This window comes from Mesorhizobium sp. P3_B5 (assembly GCF_056402815.1).
This window is the reverse complement of record NZ_JBFUGR010000009.1, coordinates 21,933-38,888: the sequence shown is the minus strand read 5'-3', so window position 1 is coordinate 38,888 and position 16,956 is coordinate 21,933. Positions and strand designations below refer to the sequence as shown.

The 16,956-nt window shown below is 63.4% G+C and carries 16 protein-coding genes; 10 read left to right on the top strand and 6 right to left on the bottom strand.

All coding sequences use genetic code 11. The annotated features are described in order from the left end of the window. Positions 1 to 12: 12 nt before the first annotated feature. Genes ggt through AC1DVW_RS21645 form a run of 5 tightly spaced genes read right to left on the bottom strand, consistent with a single transcriptional unit; the run spans position 13 to position 6,551 of the window. A complete protein-coding gene (gene ggt, locus AC1DVW_RS21665) occupies positions 13 to 1,599 on the bottom strand; it encodes a gamma-glutamyltransferase (RefSeq protein ID WP_477325767.1) in 1,587 nt (528 codons plus the stop codon). A 39-nt stretch (positions 1,600 to 1,638) separates the two neighbouring features. Next, entirely contained in the window at positions 1,639 to 2,925 is a 1,287-nt protein-coding gene (locus tag AC1DVW_RS21660; RefSeq protein WP_477325765.1) for an NAD(P)/FAD-dependent oxidoreductase, read from the bottom strand. A 2-nt stretch (positions 2,926 to 2,927) separates the two neighbouring features. After that, a complete protein-coding gene (locus tag AC1DVW_RS21655) occupies positions 2,928 to 4,313 on the bottom strand; it encodes a glutamine synthetase family protein (protein ID WP_477325763.1) in 1,386 nt (461 codons plus the stop codon). A gap of 5 nt (positions 4,314 to 4,318) precedes the next feature. Continuing rightward, the gene (locus tag AC1DVW_RS21650) at positions 4,319 to 5,602 is read right to left on the bottom strand and encodes a glycosyltransferase (RefSeq protein ID WP_477325761.1); all 1,284 of its coding nucleotides are present in this window, start codon (positions 5,600 to 5,602) and stop codon (positions 4,319 to 4,321) included. A gap of 10 nt (positions 5,603 to 5,612) precedes the next feature. Next, entirely contained in the window at positions 5,613 to 6,551 is a 939-nt protein-coding gene (locus AC1DVW_RS21645; protein WP_477271146.1) for a GntR family transcriptional regulator, read from the bottom strand. 236 nt (positions 6,552 to 6,787) lie between these two features. On the opposite strand from AC1DVW_RS21645, the gene AC1DVW_RS21640 reads away from it, so the two are divergent. From AC1DVW_RS21640 to AC1DVW_RS21600, 9 genes are all read left to right on the top strand, one after another. After that, positions 6,788 to 7,852 (top strand): polyamine ABC transporter substrate-binding protein, encoded by a 1,065-nt coding sequence (locus tag AC1DVW_RS21640; protein WP_477271144.1) that lies wholly within the window; start codon positions 6,788 to 6,790, stop codon positions 7,850 to 7,852. 104 nt (positions 7,853 to 7,956) lie between these two features. Then, positions 7,957 to 8,799, top strand: a complete 843-nt coding sequence (locus tag AC1DVW_RS21635) for an ABC transporter permease (protein ID WP_477325978.1) — start codon at positions 7,957 to 7,959, stop codon at positions 8,797 to 8,799. Positions 8,800 to 8,982: 183 nt separating this feature from the next. Next, on the top strand, positions 8,983 to 9,774 hold the full coding sequence (locus tag AC1DVW_RS21630; RefSeq protein WP_477325760.1) for an ABC transporter permease: 792 nt from the start codon (positions 8,983 to 8,985) through the stop codon (positions 9,772 to 9,774). After that, positions 9,771 to 10,844: an ABC transporter ATP-binding protein gene (locus AC1DVW_RS21625; protein ID WP_477325758.1), complete on the top strand. Its 1,074-nt coding sequence runs from the start codon at positions 9,771 to 9,773 to the stop codon at positions 10,842 to 10,844. Before AC1DVW_RS21630 ends, AC1DVW_RS21625 begins: the two co-directional genes overlap by 4 nt. Before the next feature lie 15 nt (positions 10,845 to 10,859). Continuing rightward, positions 10,860 to 12,134 carry a glycosyltransferase gene (locus tag AC1DVW_RS21620; protein WP_477325756.1) on the top strand — a complete coding sequence of 425 codons (1,275 nt, stop codon included), beginning with the start codon at positions 10,860 to 10,862 and terminating at the stop codon, positions 12,132 to 12,134. Further along, entirely contained in the window at positions 12,131 to 12,481 is a 351-nt protein-coding gene (locus AC1DVW_RS21615) for a cupin domain-containing protein (RefSeq protein WP_477271138.1), read from the top strand. Before AC1DVW_RS21620 ends, AC1DVW_RS21615 begins: the two co-directional genes overlap by 4 nt. A gap of 79 nt (positions 12,482 to 12,560) precedes the next feature. Further along, complete coding sequence (locus AC1DVW_RS21610; protein WP_477271136.1) at positions 12,561 to 12,902, top strand: cupin domain-containing protein; 342 nt, start codon at positions 12,561 to 12,563, stop codon at positions 12,900 to 12,902. Positions 12,903 to 12,933: 31 nt separating this feature from the next. Continuing rightward, positions 12,934 to 13,278: a cupin domain-containing protein gene (locus AC1DVW_RS21605; RefSeq protein WP_477271134.1), complete on the top strand. Its 345-nt coding sequence runs from the start codon at positions 12,934 to 12,936 to the stop codon at positions 13,276 to 13,278. Positions 13,279 to 13,298: 20 nt separating this feature from the next. Further along, complete coding sequence (locus tag AC1DVW_RS21600; RefSeq protein ID WP_477325754.1) at positions 13,299 to 14,807, top strand: aldehyde dehydrogenase family protein; 1,509 nt, start codon at positions 13,299 to 13,301, stop codon at positions 14,805 to 14,807. A gap of 25 nt (positions 14,808 to 14,832) precedes the next feature. Here AC1DVW_RS21600 and AC1DVW_RS21595 read toward each other — a convergent pair whose 3' ends face one another. Then, a complete protein-coding gene (locus tag AC1DVW_RS21595) occupies positions 14,833 to 15,489 on the bottom strand; it encodes a GntR family transcriptional regulator (RefSeq protein WP_477325976.1) in 657 nt (218 codons plus the stop codon). A gap of 323 nt (positions 15,490 to 15,812) precedes the next feature. On the opposite strand from AC1DVW_RS21595, the gene AC1DVW_RS21590 reads away from it, so the two are divergent. Then, a complete protein-coding gene (locus AC1DVW_RS21590; RefSeq protein WP_477325752.1) occupies positions 15,813 to 16,940 on the top strand; it encodes a BMP family ABC transporter substrate-binding protein in 1,128 nt (375 codons plus the stop codon). Positions 16,941 to 16,956: the final 16 nt, after the last annotated feature.

Genomic DNA, 16,956 nt, shown 5'->3' with positions numbered 1-16,956 from the left:
AAAGACGCTTCGTCAGTAGCCCAGTGCGCAACCGTCCTTGCGCGGATCGGAAGCGCCGGTCAGCGTTCCCTTCTCCCAGTCGATCAGCACCAGTTGACCACCGCCATGCGGCTCTTCCGCAATCGATACCTGATGGCCCCGCTGGCGCAAGCCGGCGATCGCGTCAGTCGGAATGCCACGCTCCGCCAGCACTGCGTTCTCTTTGTAAAACACCCTTGGCGCATCGAGTGCCTGCTGCGGGTCCATGCCGAAATCGAACATGTTGGTGAGCAGGTGAACATGGCCGAACGGCTGGTAGCCGCCGCCCATCACCCCGAACGGCATCACCGCCCGGCCATTTTGCGTCACCATGCCCGGCATGATGGTGTGCATGGGGCGTTTTCCCGGCGCGATGCGGTTCGGATGGTCCGCTGCGAGCTGGAAGCTCTTGCCGCGATTCTGCAGCACCACCCCGGTCTTCGGCCCCACCACGCCGCTACCGAACGAGCCGTAAGTCGAGTTGATGAAGCTGACCGCGTTCCGATCGCGATCGACCACGGAGATGTAGACGGTGTCGCTCGGCTGCAGCTCGAGCCGCGGCAAATGCGTCATGGCGCGCGCCGGATCGATGGCGGCGCGCAGCCGGTCCGCATGGGAGCTGGACAGTAACTGTTCCACAGGGACGTGGACGAAATTCTGATCGCCAACGAAATTATCGCGGTCCTGGTAGGCGAGCCGCCCCGCTTCGATCTCGAGGTGAAGCCGCTCGGCGCCGTTCGGTTCCAGCGAGCCGAGCGCATAGCCGGAAAGCACATTGAGCATGATCAGCGCCGTCATGCCCTGATTGTTCGGCGGCATCTGATGGATGTCGTAGCCTCGGTAGGATGTGTTCGCGGACTTTGCGTAGTCGCCTCTGGTTGCGGCGAAATCCTCCAACGCATGCAACCCGCCGAGGGCCTTGAGACGCGCCACCATGTCGTCGGCGACCACGCCTTCGTAGAACCCGGCGCGCCCTTTGCTCGCCACGATGCGCAAGGTTTCCGCCAGCTCGGGTTGTCGGTGCAGGTCACCGGCCTGCGGTGCCCGGCTGTTCGGCAGGAAGATCCGCGCGGCATGTTCGTCGGCGGCGAGCAGGGCGACCTCGTCAGCCCAATCGAAGGCGACGCGGTCGTGAACGATATAGCCCTGTTCGGCATAGCGTATGGCGGGCGCCAACGCGGCGTCGATGCCCTTCCTGCCATGATCGTCGAGTAGCCGGCACCAGGCGTCGATGGCGCCGGGTACGGTGACCGCATGCGGGCCGGTCTCGGGCAATCCATCATACCCCTTGCCCAAATACCATTCGGCCGTCGCCGCAGCGGGTGCGCGGCCCGAACCGTTGAAGGCCAGAACCTCACCCTCGCCTTTCGGGCAATAGAGAACGAAGCAGTCGCCGCCGATGCCGGTCGATTGCGGTTCGACCACCGCTTGCACCGCTGCCGCGCACACGGCCGCATCCATCGCGTTGCCGCCGGACCGCAGCATGTCGACCGCCGCCAGCGTCGCCAGCGGGTGCGAAGTCGCAGCCATCGCTTCCGTCGCGCGCACCGGCGAGCGGCCGGGGAACTGAAAATCACGCATGCAAACGCCTCCGATGGTCCCCGCCCGCCAACAGTAACGTCAATGCTTGATGCGGTCGCGCATCGCGTACCACAGCATGCCGAGCACATAGAGCGGACCGCGCAGCGCCGTGCCGCCGGGGAACGGCATCGGGGTCAGCGTCGAGAACAGATCGAGGCGTGACGAATCTCCGGTGATCGCTTCGGCCAGCAGCTTGCCCGACAGCGTCGACAGGATGACGCCCTTGCCGGAATAGCCATGCGCGAAATAGACCTCGCCATAGTGCCCAACATGCGGCAGCCGCGACGTTGTCACCGAAACCAGCCCACCCCAGGCGTGGTCGATGCGACAGCCCTTCAGTTGCGGAAATGTGGCTTCCATATGCGGCCGCACGAAGCCGGCAATGTCGGCCGGCGGCGACGGCGTGTAGCGTTCGCCGCCGCCGAACAGCAGGCGCCCATCCGCCGACATGCGGTAATAGTTGACGACGAAGCGGGTGTCGGACACCGCGACATTGGCCGGGATGACATTGCGTTTGCCCTCCAGCGGCTCGGTGGCAACGATGTAGTTGCCAACCGGCATGATGCGGCTGTTGACGCGAGGCTCCAGCCCGTTGAGCAGCGCATCGCCCGCCAGCACGACATGCTTGGCACGGACCGAACCTTTGGCCGTAGAGACGCGGATCGAAGGTTCGCGCTCCAATTTCACCACCACCGAATTTTCATGAATGACGACGCCGGCCGCGACTGCCGCGCGGGCAAGGCCGAGCGTGTAATTCAGCGGATGCATATGGCCGCCAAGCGGCTCGTACATGGCGCCGTGATAGGGCGTGTCGACCTTGCTTCGTGCCTGCGCAGCAGACAGGATCTCGACGTCACGGAACTTCATCACGCTCTCAAGGCACTTGGCCTCCTCTTCGAGATCCCTGAGGTCGGAGCCGTTGACGGCACCGACGAGATGGCCGGTCAGCCTGAGATCGCAATCGATGGCGTGGCGCTCGATGATGTCGAGCACCAGCCCGCGCGCCTCGAAGGCAAGATCGAACAATGCCTTTGCCCGTTCGGGCCCGTAGAGCTTGACCAGGCCCTTGGCGCCCTTGCGCAGGCCGGGGATCATCTGGCCGCCATTGCGCCCGGAGGCGCCCCAACCGATCTTGCCGCCCTCGAGCAGCACTACCTTCAGCCCGCGCTGGGCGGCGTGAAGGGCGGCGGAAAGGCCGGTGCAGCCACCACCGACCACCACCAGGTCAGCGTCTCCCTCACCTTGCAGCGCCGGATAATCCGGCGCCGGGTTGGCAGTGGCGACATAATAGGATTTGCCGATATCCAGGCCGGAATTGAACCCCATGATTACACCTTGAGCAGCAGGTGGTCGCGTTCCCAGCTCGTCACCACGCTCTGGAACAGGTCGAGTTCGACGCTCTTGACGCGCAGATAGGACTGGAAGAAATCCTCGCCGAGCAGCGCCCTCACCGGGTCGCAAGCGGTGAAACGATCGAGAGCCTCCTCCATGGTTTTCGGCAGTGTGCTTTTGATCTTGTAGGCATTGCCAGACGCCTCGGCCGAACGCGCGAGCTTCTGCTCGACGCCGAGATAGCCCGCGAGCAGCGAACCGGCGATGGCCAGATAGGGATTGGAATCCGCACCGGGCAGCCGGTTCTCAATTCGCCGCGCCGCCCCACCGCCGGCCGGCACGCGCAAACCACAAGAACGATTGTCATGCGACCATTCGATATTGGCCGGCGCGCTGTGGTTCGGCCTTATCCGGCGGAACGAATTCACGTTGGGCGCAAACAGCGGCATGATTTCGGGGACGTACTTCTGCAGGCCGCCGATGAAATGCCCGAACATCTCGGTATCAGCATCGTCGCTGCCGGCAAACAATGTGTTGCCGGCCTCGTCGATGACCGACATGTGCAGATGCATCGAGCTGCCGGCCTGCGCGGCGATGGGCTTCGCCATGAAGGTCGCATGCATGCCGCTCTGCTGCGCGGCCTGCCGCGTCAATCGCTTGAACAGCAGCACCTTGTCGGCCAGCGGCAGTGCGTCGCCATGCAGGAAGTTGATTTCCAGCTGCGCCGTGCCCGATTCATGGATCAGCGTGTCGAGCGGCAGTCCAGCGGCCGCCGCGTAGTCATAGATGCGCCGGATCACCGGCTCAAACTCCTCGAGCGCGGCCATGTCATAGGGATGCTGTGAGCCTTCGGCGCGGCCATTGGCGCCGACGGGCGCGGTCAGCGGCCGGTCGGGATCGGGATTGGGCGCGGTGAGATAGAATTCGAGCTCCGGCGCCACCACTGCCCGCCAGCCGCGCTGGCGGTAGAGATCGAGCACGGCCCGCAGCACATGACGCGGCGAGGCCATCCACGGCCGGTCGTCCATATGAAACGCATCGGCAAAGACATAGGCCTTGCCCGGGCCGCCGCCGGGCGCCAGGCAGAGCGTCGACACATCGGGCACCATGCGCATGTCCGGATCCGCATAAGCAAAACCTTCGTCGATCGAACCGGAATAGCGGCCATCGATGCTGACCAGAAAGGCGCTGCTCGGCAGATAGAGCGCGCGGTCTTCCAGCGCCTTGAGGAATTTGGCAGCCGGCAAGGCTTTGCCGCGCAAAACGCCATTCAAGTCGGGCACCAGGCACTCGACTTCGCTGATCGCATGCGCGGCCAGCCAGCTTTTCGGGTCGATGGTACCGCCCATAGGCGGAAAATTGATTGTGTGGTCTTCAGGCATTTTGGTCATGTCCGTACAAGAGAAAGAATGGCTTCAGCGGCCACATCCGTTCCGGGTTTCAGCGCCATCTCGGCTGCATTCTCCTTCAGGCGGGCGCGCATCGCATCGTCGGCCAGCAGGCCGAGAATGGCTCTCTCCAATCCTCCTTCGGTCCAGGCGTCACGGCCGATATGGTCGCCTACGCCGGTCTCTCGCGCGCGGCGCGCATTGTCGTGCCCGTCCCAGCAATAGGGCATGATCAGTGACGGCACGCCGAAGCGCAGCGCTTCGCAAAAACTGTTGTTGCCGCCGTGATGGATGAACAGGTCGGATTTCGCCACCACCGAGGGCTGCGGAAACCAGGCATCGAGATAGACATTGTCGGGAACCGCGCGATAGGCGTCGCGCAGGCCACCGACATTGACGATGAAGCGCGCCGGCAGCCTGTCGAAAACGGTAAGCATCCGCTCGATCAGCCCGACATCCATGGCGCCCAGGCTGCCGAAGCTGACATAGACCAGCGGCCCACCCTTGCGCGGAAACACCGGCACCTCGAATGGCCCTTCCGAACGCACGCAGCCCTCGAGATAGATGAAGCGGGAGGGGTCGAGCGGTTCGGCGCGCTGGCGGCGCACGATCGTCGGTGTCAGCAGCAGATTGAGGTCGGGCGAGGTTTCGAGGAACAATCCCTTCGGCAGCGGCGCAAGGCCGGAATCGACCCGGAAGCGGTTGAAGCGGTCATGTGCTGGTGCCGAGGCCGAAAGATACCGAGCCTCGAACGCCGCGCGTTGCGGGTCGTCAGTGCCAAGTCCCGAGAGATACGGAGGGACTTTTGCGTCGGGAAGTTCGGTCTCGGCGCAGGAGACGACACGCACCCACGGACAGCCGGCGGCGGCCAAGGCCGGAAACATGATGACGTTGTCGAGCACCACCGCGTCCGGCTTCAGCCGCGCCAGCAGCTGTCGCAGCGGCACCTCGGCACTGACCGCGGTGTCGACGATCGCCTCCCAGGTCGGCGCGACATAGGTTTCAAGCTGGTCGATCGGGCTCAGCCTGAAATGCGGCAAATGCCGGCGCACGAAGGCTTGCCAATAGCTCTGCCGCTCGCTGTCGCTCAGCGGATCGTCGGTCGGCAACTGGTATTCCTGAAAACCGTAATCGGCAAAGACGCCGGAGAAGCCGGCATGGCAGATGAAAACCGGCCGCGCGCCGCGGGCGCGCAAGGCTTGCGCGATGCCAACGCAATTCAACGCCGCGCCAAAACTCGCTTCGGGAAACAGCGCGATGGTCGGGCTGGCTTTGCGCGTCAACTCGTCCTCATCAATCCGGCCGGCTGATCATGCCGAACAATGCGGGAGCCCCGCGACTGGCCGCCTGCGGGCGCTGGCTGCGCGACAAGCGCAGATGCACGCGAAGCAGATCGGCGGCAACCTCATACTGCCGGCTTTCGAGATGGTCGAGTATCGTCAGGTGCTCGCGCAGCGACTGCTTCAGCCGGAAGACGTTGACGCCGGCATAGGTGCCCGGCAGCCGGCGCAGCCTGAGATGATCGGACAGCGCATCGGTGACGAAGCGGTTGCCGGCGCCATCGGCGATCATGCCGTGAAATTCGATGTCCAGCCGCTGGAACTCTCTGCCGTCGAACGCCGCATCAGGCAGTGCCGCCAGCGCTTCCATGCCCTGCCGCAGCGCTGCCGCACGCGCACCATCCAGCCGAAAGCCGGGCGCCACAATGGCGGCAGGCTCCAGCAGCAGACGGAACTCGTAGCTTTCGCCTTGCGCCTCGGGATCGTCCGGTGCCCGCCGGAAAAGCCAGGATTGCCCCGGCGCGCGGTCCAGAAGATTCTCCTCCGTCAGTCTCTGAAGCGCTTTTAGTACCGTCTTGCGTTCGGAGTTGTACCGCTTCATCAGCCCGCCGACGGTCACCGTCTGATCGAGCCGTCGTGCTGACCGGTCGCGCAGGATCGCTTCGGTAAGCTCATCCTCCTCGGTAACAGGCAATTCCCTTGCGATCGCCGCCTGCGCGGCAAGATCGACGGCCAGGCGGTAGCCGGTTTCGGCCTCCCAGCGCACCACGCCCTGTTCGGTGAGCAGGCGCAACGCCGCTCGCACGGGCGTCCGCGAGACATTGCAGAGCGAGGCGATCTGCTGTTCCGGCAAATGCGCACCAGGCCCAAAGCCGCGCTGCCGGGCGACATCCAGGATGCGCTGTGCCAGATCGAGATGGTTGGTGCGGGGGCGTCGGGCTGCGGCTTGCATGACTGGTCTCGGGGAACGGACGTGACGGCCAAGGTTTGGACGATCGCCGTCGCCGACGCAATCAGCCAGATTCCTTGGTCGTTTGTCAGATTATGGATTGACGTACTTTTTTCTGCAATAGTACTGTCAGCTCAATCGGCGATAAAGACCGGGGAACTGGATCGAGGCAGCGGCACGGGCCGCAAACGCCGGTCCGACGAAAGAAATTCGACGATCAACCGGAATGGGAGTCTGTCATGACCGCCACTTTTCTGCGGCACCGTTCGCTGAAGATGTCTTCAATCGCGCTTGGCCTTGGCCTGGCGCTGTCGGCGCCAGCCACTGCGGCCGACCTCGTCATCTCCAACTGGGATGGCTATATGGCGCCCGATGCCATGGCCGCCTTCAAGACCGCCACCGGTGTTTCCGGCGAAGTCGTGGTGCACGCCACCAACGAAGAGATCATGGGCAAGCTCATTGCCGCCGGCGGCAAGGGCTATGACGTCGTCTTCGTCTCCTCGCCCTTCGCCGAGGTACTGAACAAGCTCGGCCTGACCGAGCCGATAGACCACGCCAAGGTCCCCAACCTTGCCAACCTCTATCCGGAGGCGACCAAGCTGCCGCACGATGTCGGCAATGCTTTTTCGGTGCCCTACACCTGGGGCACCACCGGCCTCTGTTACCGCTCGGATCTGGTGAAGGTGGCGCCAACCAGCTGGAGCGATCTGCTGGCTCCCTCCGACGACCTCAAGGGCAAGACCACCATGCTGGCGACCGATCGCTGGCTGCTGGCCGCCGGCCAGCTCGACAAGGGCTATTCGGTCAACGAGACCGATCCGGCCAAGATGGCCGAGGTCAAGGACCTGCTGATCTCCGCCAAGAAGACCTTGCTCGCCTATGACGACACCACCTTCTATTCGAAGCTGGTGTCAGGCGAAGCGTTGATGGTGCAGGCCTGGGACGGCTGGTGCAACTACGGCATCGCCGACAAGCCCGAGATCAAATATGTGATTCCGAAGGAAGGCTCGGACCTGTGGGTCGACACGATGGTGGTGATGAAGGCTTCCGAGCACAAGGACGCCGCCTTCCAGTTCATCAACTTCATGCTCGACGCCAAGAACCACGCCTGGGCTGCGCAGAACATCGACTACAAGGTGCCGAACAAGCCGGCGATGGAAAGCCTGCCGGCCGATTTCCTGGCCAAGTTCCCCAACATGGCGATGCCGGTGGCCGACCTCGTCAAGTTCGAACAATTGCGTGACGTCGGCGAAGCCCAGCGCGACTATTCCAAGATCGTCAGCGAGATCAAGGCCGCGCAGTAAGCCGCGGCAAATCAGAGATCACAACCGACGGCGGATTTCCGCCGTCGGCTGCTGAATGCGGTACCCCAATCGTGTCCTCAACCAGACTTCGCTCCTCCTTGCTGATGGCGCCGGCACTGGCCTGGCTGACCGCCTTGATGGTGGTGCCATGCGCGCTGGTGCTGGCGCTCGCCTTCTTCCGGCGCGGCATCTATGGCGGCATCGAATACACCTTCACGCTGGAGAATTTCGGGCTGGTCTTAGACCCGCTCTATGCCGGCATCTTCTTGAACTCGGCGCGCATTGCCGGCACCGCAACCCTGATCGCGGTGGTGATCGGTTACGCCGCGGCTTATGCCATCGCGGCTGCGCCCCGCCGGCTGCAGCCGGTGTTCCTGTTCTTCGCCGTGCTGCCCTTCTGGTCCAACTATCTGATCCGCACCTATGCCTGGATCGTGCTGCTCAACCGCGAGGGCCTGATCACCCAGCTCTTGCGCTGGTTTGGCTACACCGGCGAGCCGCCGTCGATGCTCTATACCGAAGGCGCTGTCATCGCCGGCCTCGTCTACAACTATCTGCCCTTCGTCATCCTCGCCTGCTACGCGCCGCTGTCGCGGCTGAATCCCGAGCTTGCCGAAGCCTCGCGCGACCTAGGCGCCTCGGCCACAACCACATTTCGCCGTGTCATCCTGCCACTCACCGTGCCCGGCATCGCCGCCGGCGCGGTCTTCGTCTTCGTGCTGTCGATCGGCAATTTCGTCACCCCGGCGCTGCTCGGCGGCGGCCGCTTCCAGATGATCGGCAACCTCGTCTACGACCAGTTCCTGACCGCCAATGACTGGCCCTTCGGCGCCGCACTCGCCATGGCGCTGATCGCCATCATGCTGCTGGTGCTGATGGCGCAGGCGCTGGCCGCCAATCGCGCCTCGGGCCAAACCGCGCAAGCCGGGGGCGACGCCGATGGCTGAGCACATCTTCCTACCCTTCTCCCCGTTCACGGGGAGAAGGTGCCCCGAAGTGGCGGATGAGGGGCGGCGCCAGCGCCTGCGAGGTTGGGCGCTGCCCCTCATCTGCCTGCCGGCATCTTCTCCCCGTGAACGGGGAGAAGGACGCTGGACGCCTGCTTGCCTCCCAATTATCGGAGGGCAGCCATGACCCATACCTTTGCCCGCACTTGCGGCATGCGCACAATCCTCACCCTCGTCTTCGCCTTCCTCTACATCCCGATCGCCGTGCTGGTGGCGCTGTCGTTCAACGAGGGCGGGCTGCCGACCGCATGGTCCGGGTTTTCGCTGAAATGGTATGTCTCGCTCGCCGGCAATTCCGCGATCCTCTCCGCTGCACTGAACACGCTGATCGTGGCGCTGGTCTCGACCGCCATCGCCACCTTGCTCGGCACGCTGCTGGCGATCGGCGTCGAGATGCGCCGGCAGTACGGCAAAGGACTGGAAGCACTGATCTTCGCGCCGATGATCATTCCCGACATCGTGCTGGCGATCGCGCTGCTCTCGTTCTTCTCGATGCTCAACATCACCATGGGCCTGCACACCATCATCCTCGCGCATGTCGTCTTCAACCTCGCCTTCGTCTGCTCGGTGGTGCGCGCGCGGCTGAAGAGTTTCGACTGGTCGATCGTCGAGGCCTCCGCCGATCTCGGCGCCTCCGCCATCACCACCTTTAGGCGCGTCACCTTGCCGGTCATCCTGCCGGCGGTGATCGCCGGCGCGCTGCTCGCCTTCACGCTGTCGGTCGACGAGTTCATCGTCGCTTTCTTCACCGCCGGCGCCGGGCGCACCTCGACCACGCTGCCGATGCAGATCTACGCGATGATCCGCTTCGGCATCACGCCGGAGATCAACGCGCTGGCGACCATCGTCATGGCTGTCTCGATCACCGCGCTGACCCTGTCGCAGCGGCTCAACCGTGGGATCATCGGCCAATGAGCGAACCGCGTACGCTGCTGGCCATCGATCATGTGTCGAAGAATTTCGGCCGCGTCACCGCGGTCGACGGCATTTCGCTCGACATCCGCGAGAACGAGTTCTTCGCGCTGCTCGGTCCGTCCGGCTGCGGCAAGACCACGCTGTTGCGCATGCTGGCCGGCTTCGAGACGCCCAATGACGGGCGCATCCTGCTCGATGGCAGGGACATCGCGAAAATCCCGCCCAACAAGCGGCCGGTCAATCTGATGTTCCAATCCTACGCGCTGTTTCCGCATATGAGCGTCAGGGCCAATGTGTCCTACGGCCTCGAAATGGAGCGCTTGCCGACCAGCGAAATCCGCTCCCGTGTCGACGCCATCCTGGCGACCACCGAACTCGTCGCCTTCGCCGATCGCAAGCCGGAGCAATTGTCGGGCGGCCAGAAGCAGCGCGTTGCGCTCGCCCGGGCCTTGGTCAAGCGGCCGCGGCTGCTGCTGCTCGACGAGCCGCTCGGCGCGCTCGACAAGAAACTACGCGGCGCCATGCAGCTTGAGTTGAAGCGCCTGCAGCACGAGGTCGGCATCACCTTCGTCATCGTCACCCATGACCAGGAGGAGTCGCTCGTCATGGCCGACCGCATGGCGGTGTTGAAAGACGGCAGACTGCTGCAATGCGATACGCCACACGCGATCTACGAACATCCGGCAGACCGTTTCGTTGCCGACTTCATCGGCGTGATGAATTTTGTTCCGGGCAAGGCCACGGCTGACGGCGTGGTGGCGGCCAACGGTGCACGGATCGCTGGCAAACTTCCCGCCACGCTTTCGCCGGGCGCCGCTGCGGTCGCGTCGGTGCGGCCCGAACGTATCCGGCTGTTTCCGTCAGCTGAGACAGTCAACCGTGTTGCCGGCACCGTTGAGGCGCTCGCCTACCACGGGCTCGACCTGCAACTGCATGTCCGCACCGATTTGTCGCCAAAACCATTCCTGGTGCGCGTCACCGCTGACGCCGCCGACCGCCGGCCGGTTTCATCAGGCGACGCTGTCGAACTCGGCTGGGACGCCGCCGACGTCAGAATTTTCGCAGAGTGATTGAAGGAGAGCTTGATGGCGCAGAAGACGATCGCGTTTTTCCCCGAAGCGGCCTTTGGCCCGGCGCTCAATTCCGTCGGCATCGCCCAGGCGGTCGAGGCGCGCGGCCACAGGGCGGTGTTCCTGTCCGATCCCGGCTTCGTCGATGTCTACAAGGGTTACGGCTTCGAGGCCCATCCGGTGAACCTGTCCGAGCCGATGCCGCCCGAACAGATGGCCAAGTTCTGGGAAGACTTCATCAACGGCCACATCCCGAATTTCCGCAAATCGCCCTACGACCAGGTCGACAACTACGTCAAGGATTGCTGGACGGCGATCGTCGACAGCGCCAAATGGGCGCAGAAGGATCTGCCGCGGGTTCTCAACGCCATCAAGCCAGACGTGATCTGCGTCGACAACGTCATCCTGTTTCCGGCGATCAAGCAGTATGGCAAACCCTGGGTGCGCGTCATCTCCTGCTCGGAAAACGAGATCGAGGACGAGGATATCCCGCCGCATCTGTCCGGCTGCGGCGAGAACGACCACGCCGGACACCAGCGCTACCGCGATCATTTCAACGCCGTGATCAAGCCGATCCATGACGACTTCAACGCGTTCCTCAACGCCAACAACGAGGCGCCCTATCCGATCGGCCAGTTCTTCGAGGCTTCGCCCTACCTGAACCTGCTGCTTTATCCAGAGGCAGCAAAATTCAAGCGCCGCCATCCGCTCGATCCGGCAAAATTCCAGTATCTGGAAGGCTGCGTGCGGCAGGAGAAGCCCTACACTGTGCCGACTTTTGCTGAGAATAATGACGGGCCGCTGCTCTATGTTTCCTTCGGCAGTTTAGGGGCCGGCGATGTCGAGCTGTTGAAGCGCATCATCGCGACGCTGGGCAAGACGCGCTACCGCGCGCTGGTCAATGTCGGCGGCTACAAGGACCAATATACCGACGTGCCCGGCAACGTCATCGTCGACAGCTGGTTCCCGCAGCCCTCGGTCATCCCGCAGGTCGATGCGGTGATCCACCATGGCGGCAACAACTCGTTCACCGAGTGCCTCTATTTCGGCAAGCCGGCCATCATCATGCCCTATGTCTGGGATGGCCACGATAACGCCACGCGCGTCGAGGAAACCGGCCACGGCTTCGGCATGCCGCGCTACGACTGGACCGATGCCGAGCTGGTCGCAAAGCTGGAAGCTTGCCTGACCGACCCGAGAATGAAGGCGAAGCTGGGGAAGACCTCGGCGCAGATGCAATCGCAGAATGGACCGGAGAAAGCCGCCTGCCTGCTGGAGAAGCTGCTGTGACCTCCTCCGTGCCACACCTCTACCAAGCCTCCACCCGCACTGACCTGGTCGACTGGGGCGCGCAGCCGGATGCGCTGGAAGGCGCTTCGCACTCGACCGGCAGGCTGGTGCACAAGGGGCCGAACAACCAGCCGGAATCCGGTATCTGGGTCTGCACCCCCGGCCGCTGGCGGCTGGCGATCCCGCGCGACGAATTATGCCATTTCGTCGCCGGCCGTGCGACCTACCGATCTGATGTCGGCGAGGTGATAGAAGTCGCCGCGCAAACCGTGGTCATGTTCCCTGCCGGCTGGGCCGGCGAATGCACCGTCCACGAGACCATCCGCAACATCTACATGCTGGCCTGAAACATGATCCCGAAAAGTGGGAACCGGTTTTCGGACAAGATCATGCTCAAGCAAGAATCAGCGACTGGAGCTTCATGACATGCCGACACCTTATTGGCCGAACGTCGCCTCGGTAGCGCTGGACGATTGGGGCGCAAGCTCGTCGCCGCTCGCCGGTTCGCCACACGCATCGGGCAAGATCCTGTCCCAGAACTCGGACGGATCGAGCGAATGCGGCCTGTGGTCATGCACGCCGGGCACGCGCCACATAATCTTCGCAGCCGATGAGTTCTGCCATTTCCTGTCTGGGCGCGGCAGCTATATCAGGGAGAATGGCGAACAGGTCCCGGTCGAGGCCGGCACGCTGGTGTTCTTCCCCGCCGGCTGGACCGGCATCTCCATCATCACCGAAACGCTGACCAAGGCCTTCATGTGCCGGTGAGCACCCAGCAACAGTTTCAAGGAATATTTGTATGACCACGCCGATCATGAAATCGCCGCTCACTATTACCGACCTCGTCGACTGGGGCGTCATTCCGACAATGATCGAAGGCGAATCCCGCACCTCCGGCAAGCTGCTGCACAAGGGGCCGGAGGGCCGTTCCGAATGCGGTCTATGGGTCTGCACGCCCGGCAAATGGCACTGCCATGTCACCCGCGACGAGTTCTGCCATTTTCTCGAGGGCCGCTGCACCTACGTCCACGAATCCGGCGAGGTGATCGAGATCGAGCCCGACACGGCGGCGTTCTTTCCACAGGATTGGAAGGGCATCTGCACCGTCCATGAGACGATCAAGAAGGTCTACATGATCCGCTGAGCGGATCTGAGAGGATGTCCATGGATTTCTCCGCTGACCGCCCAACCTTCTTCGTCAATCCGGACTACGGGCCGATGACCGGCTCGAACAAGCCGGTGATCGATCCGGCGACGCTGGAAACGGTTGGTGCCATCGCTGCGGCAACAGACGGCGAGATCGATGCCGTGCTGACCGCGGCGACTACGGCGCAAGCGGCGTGGAAAAGGCTCGACGCCAAGAGCCGCGCCAAACATCTGCATGCCGTCGCCAATGCCATCGAAGCCGCCGACTTCACCCGCTGTGCCGAGCTGATGGTCCGCGAGATGGGCAAGCCCTATCCGGAAGCCATCGGCGAGATCGCCAATTGTGCACCGATCTTCCGCTACTATGCCGAAATGGCGCGCGACGATGCGGGCAAGATTGCCGGCACGACGCAGGCGGGTTCCTTCCAGTATGCGCGCTACGAGCCCTATGGCGTCTCCGTCCACATCATGCCGTACAATTTCCCGATCCTCTTGATGTGCTGGACGGTCGCCGCCTCGCTTGCCGCCGGCAATGCCTGTGTGATCAAGCCGGCCGAAGCGACGACGCTGTCGACGCTGGACTATATGACGGTGTTCCGTTCCCTGCCGGAAGGCCTGGTTTCCTGTCTGCCCGGCGGGGCGTCCACGGCGCAGGCTTTGATCGCCTCCGGCCGCACCCATGCCGTCGCCTTCACCGGCTCGGTGGCTGCCGGCAAGGCCGTCGCCGTGGCTTGCGCCGAACGCATGAAGCCTTGCGTCATCGAGGCCGGCGGCAGCGATCCCCTGATCATCTCCGCGCACGCCCCACTGGACATTGCCGCTGCAGGCAGCGTCACCGCCGCGTTCCACCTCACCGGCCAGGTCTGCACCTCAGCCGAACGGTTTTTTGTGGTCGATGCCGTTCATGACCGCTTCGTCGAGCTATTCGCCGAAAGGACGCTCGCGCTGCGGATCGGCAACGGGCTGGACAAATCCGAGATCGGACCGCTGGTCAGCGAGGCGGCGCGGGCGAAGGTCATGCGGCTGGTGGACGACGCGGTCGCGCACGGCGCAAAGGCGGTCACCGGCGGGCGCATTCCGCCGGCGCACACTATCGGCTGGTTCTACGAGCCGACGATCCTGACCGGCGTCACCCCCGATATGGCGATCGTGCGCGAAGAGTGTTTTGGGCCGGTCGCCGCGATCTGCCGGGTGAAAGATTTCGACGAGGCGATCAGGCTCGCCAATGACAGCCCGTTCGGGCTCGGCGCTTCCGTCTTCACCACCGACCTTGCCGAGGCGCATGAGGCGGCCGAACGGCTCGAGGCCGGCATGGTCTGGGTCAACAATCCGCTGATCGACAATGACGCGCTGCCCTTCGGCGGCTGGAAGGCCTCCGGTCTCGGCCGCGAGCTCGGTCGCCAGGGTCTGGACGCCTTTCGTCGCTCGAAGATGGTGATCATCGACCACAAGCCCGAGATCCAGGGTTGGTGGTACCCCTATCCCGACAGCTGGTTCCGCGAAGCCGGCGGCCGCAAGCATGTTTGAGATGAAGGGTGAAGGGTCGGGTTCGTTAGCGGGATAGGCCGGCCAAATCGGGGGCCGGATGCACCGGGTCAACACTGGCAAAAACGGCGCTCGCCTCACTGACGATGGAAACATGATCCCTGGCGGCTTTGCCGGCGGCAGTGCCGTCACCACGCATGATCGCGGTTACGATCGCGTCATGCTCCTTCCAGGATTTGGCGAGGCGGCCCGGCAGCATGAATTGAGCACGGCGGAAGGGCGCCAGGCGGCTGCGTGTCATCACCGTCATTTCGTAGATATGCGTGTTGTGGGCGCCCCGGTAGAGCCGGCTGTGGAACTCGGTGTTGAAATATTCATAGTCCTCCTCGGCGCCTAGCTGCACCAGCCGCGCCGAGCCTTGATGCTCGATCTCGAGCGCGCGGCGCTCGCCGCAGGTCATCCGCTCGGCGGAGAAGCGGGCGCAGATCGCCTCCAGTTCGGCCATGCTTTCGAACATCGAGGCGAGGTGCTCCTGCGTCACCACGGCGACGATGGCGCCCCGGTTGGGCCGTCTTTCGACCAGGCCCATGGCGCTGAGATGACCGAGCGCCTCGCGCACCGGCGTGCGCGAGACGTCGAAGCGGGCCGCCAACGAAGCCTCGTCGAGCTTTTCGCCGGGGCGCAGGAAGCCGGTAACGATGCGGTCGCCGATCGCCCTCACCATCTGATCGACGGTCGTGCCCGCCCTGATCAAGCTGCGCTTTCCCGACACGTCTCCTCCGTCCAGCCTTTTTGCAGGGTTGGCTCGCGGGCCAGTCCCGACTCGGGTCGCCTCACTCTATGCCTTTATTTTAATCTACATGTCAAACTGGCTATTTCCAAGGCAAAAAGTGTATGCAATTGCCTTTCGCTTGAGCAGGCAGCCTCGGCATTATAACTGATTTTATTGCATAAATTACGATTTTAGAACTGGCACGTTGATTGCATGCACTTTCCTGACAAGGCGTTAACCGACCCGGAAAAGGGTCCTAGAGGGGAGCATAAGAGATGACCGACAGATTCATGCTTAGCCGCCGCCAGCTGCTCAAGACCTCCGCCGCCGGAGCAGCCCTTGGTCTTGCCTCGGCAGCCTTTCCCATCAACAGGGCCTTCGCCGCGGCCGCCACCGTCGGCTTCATCTATGTCGGGCCGAAGGACGACTACGGCTACAACCAGGCGCATGCCGAGGGTGCGGCGGCGCTGAAGGGCATCGAGGGCATTTCCATCGTCGAGGAGGAGAACGTCCCCGAGACGGTCGACGTCCAGAAGACGATGGAATCGATGATCAATCTCGATGGCGCCTCGCTGATCTTCCCGACCTCCTTCGGCTATTTCGATCCGCATATGCTGGCCATGTGCGCGAAATTCCCCGACGTGCAGTTCCGCCATTGCGGCGGCATGTGGAACAAGGACAAGCATCCGATGAATGCCGGCTCCTATTTCGGCTATATCGGCATGGGTCAGTATCTCAATGGCGTCGTCGCGGGCCACACGTCGAAGACCAAGAAGCTCGGCTTCGTCGCCGCCAAGCCGATCCCGCAGGTGCTGCTCAACATCAATTCGTTCCTGCTCGGCGCACGCTCGGTCGACCCGACCATCACCTGCCAGGTGATCTTCACCGGCGAATGGTCGCTGGCGGTCAAGGAAGCGGAAGCCACCAACGCGCTGGTCGATCAGGGTGCCGACGTCATCACTTGCCATGTCGACAGCCCGAAAGTGGTGGTCGAAACAGCGGCCGGACGCGGCGCTTTCATCTGCGGCTATCACGCCAACCAGAGCCCGCTGGCGCCGGAAAAATACCTGACCGGCGCGGAATGGAACTGGGCCAAGGTCTACAAGATGTTCGTCGACGACCTCATCGCCGGCACACCGCTACCCAATTTCACCCGTGGTGGCCTGGCCGATGGCTTCGTCAAGATGAGCCCGCTCGGCCCTGCTGTGAGCGAGCCGGCCCACAAGCAGTTCGACGCCACGCTGGCCGAAATGATGAAGGGCGGCTTCTCCGTCATCAAGGGTCCGTTGAAGAGCAACAAGGGCATTGTCGTCGCCACCGAAGGCCAGGCCTTCGTCGAGACCGCTATCGAGCTCGAAAGCATGGACTATCTCGTCGAGGGCGTCGTCGGTTCGACCGCCTGAAGCTGAACGCGCGCAC

Coding starts and splice junctions, on each gene's coding strand:
- ggt (WP_477325767.1), bottom strand. CDS start 1,599: ATGCGTGATTTTCAGTTCCCCGGCCGCTCGCCGGTGCGCGCGACGGAA.
- AC1DVW_RS21620 (WP_477325756.1), top strand. CDS start 10,860: ATGGCGCAGAAGACGATCGCGTTTTTCCCCGAAGCGGCCTTTGGCCCG.
- AC1DVW_RS21655 (WP_477325763.1), bottom strand. CDS start 4,313: ATGCCTGAAGACCACACAATCAATTTTCCGCCTATGGGCGGTACCATC.
- AC1DVW_RS21625 (WP_477325758.1), top strand. CDS start 9,771: ATGAGCGAACCGCGTACGCTGCTGGCCATCGATCATGTGTCGAAGAAT.
- AC1DVW_RS21660 (WP_477325765.1), bottom strand. CDS start 2,925: ATGGGGTTCAATTCCGGCCTGGATATCGGCAAATCCTATTATGTCGCC.
- AC1DVW_RS21645 (WP_477271146.1), bottom strand. CDS start 6,551: ATGCAAGCCGCAGCCCGACGCCCCCGCACCAACCATCTCGATCTGGCA.
- AC1DVW_RS21630 (WP_477325760.1), top strand. CDS start 8,983: ATGACCCATACCTTTGCCCGCACTTGCGGCATGCGCACAATCCTCACC.
- AC1DVW_RS21595 (WP_477325976.1), bottom strand. CDS start 15,489: ATGGTGAGGGCGATCGGCGACCGCATCGTTACCGGCTTCCTGCGCCCC.
- AC1DVW_RS21610 (WP_477271136.1), top strand. CDS start 12,561: ATGCCGACACCTTATTGGCCGAACGTCGCCTCGGTAGCGCTGGACGAT.
- AC1DVW_RS21640 (WP_477271144.1), top strand. CDS start 6,788: ATGACCGCCACTTTTCTGCGGCACCGTTCGCTGAAGATGTCTTCAATC.
- AC1DVW_RS21600 (WP_477325754.1), top strand. CDS start 13,299: ATGGATTTCTCCGCTGACCGCCCAACCTTCTTCGTCAATCCGGACTAC.
- AC1DVW_RS21590 (WP_477325752.1), top strand. CDS start 15,813: ATGACCGACAGATTCATGCTTAGCCGCCGCCAGCTGCTCAAGACCTCC.
- AC1DVW_RS21605 (WP_477271134.1), top strand. CDS start 12,934: ATGACCACGCCGATCATGAAATCGCCGCTCACTATTACCGACCTCGTC.
- AC1DVW_RS21635 (WP_477325978.1), top strand. CDS start 7,957: ATGGCGCCGGCACTGGCCTGGCTGACCGCCTTGATGGTGGTGCCATGC.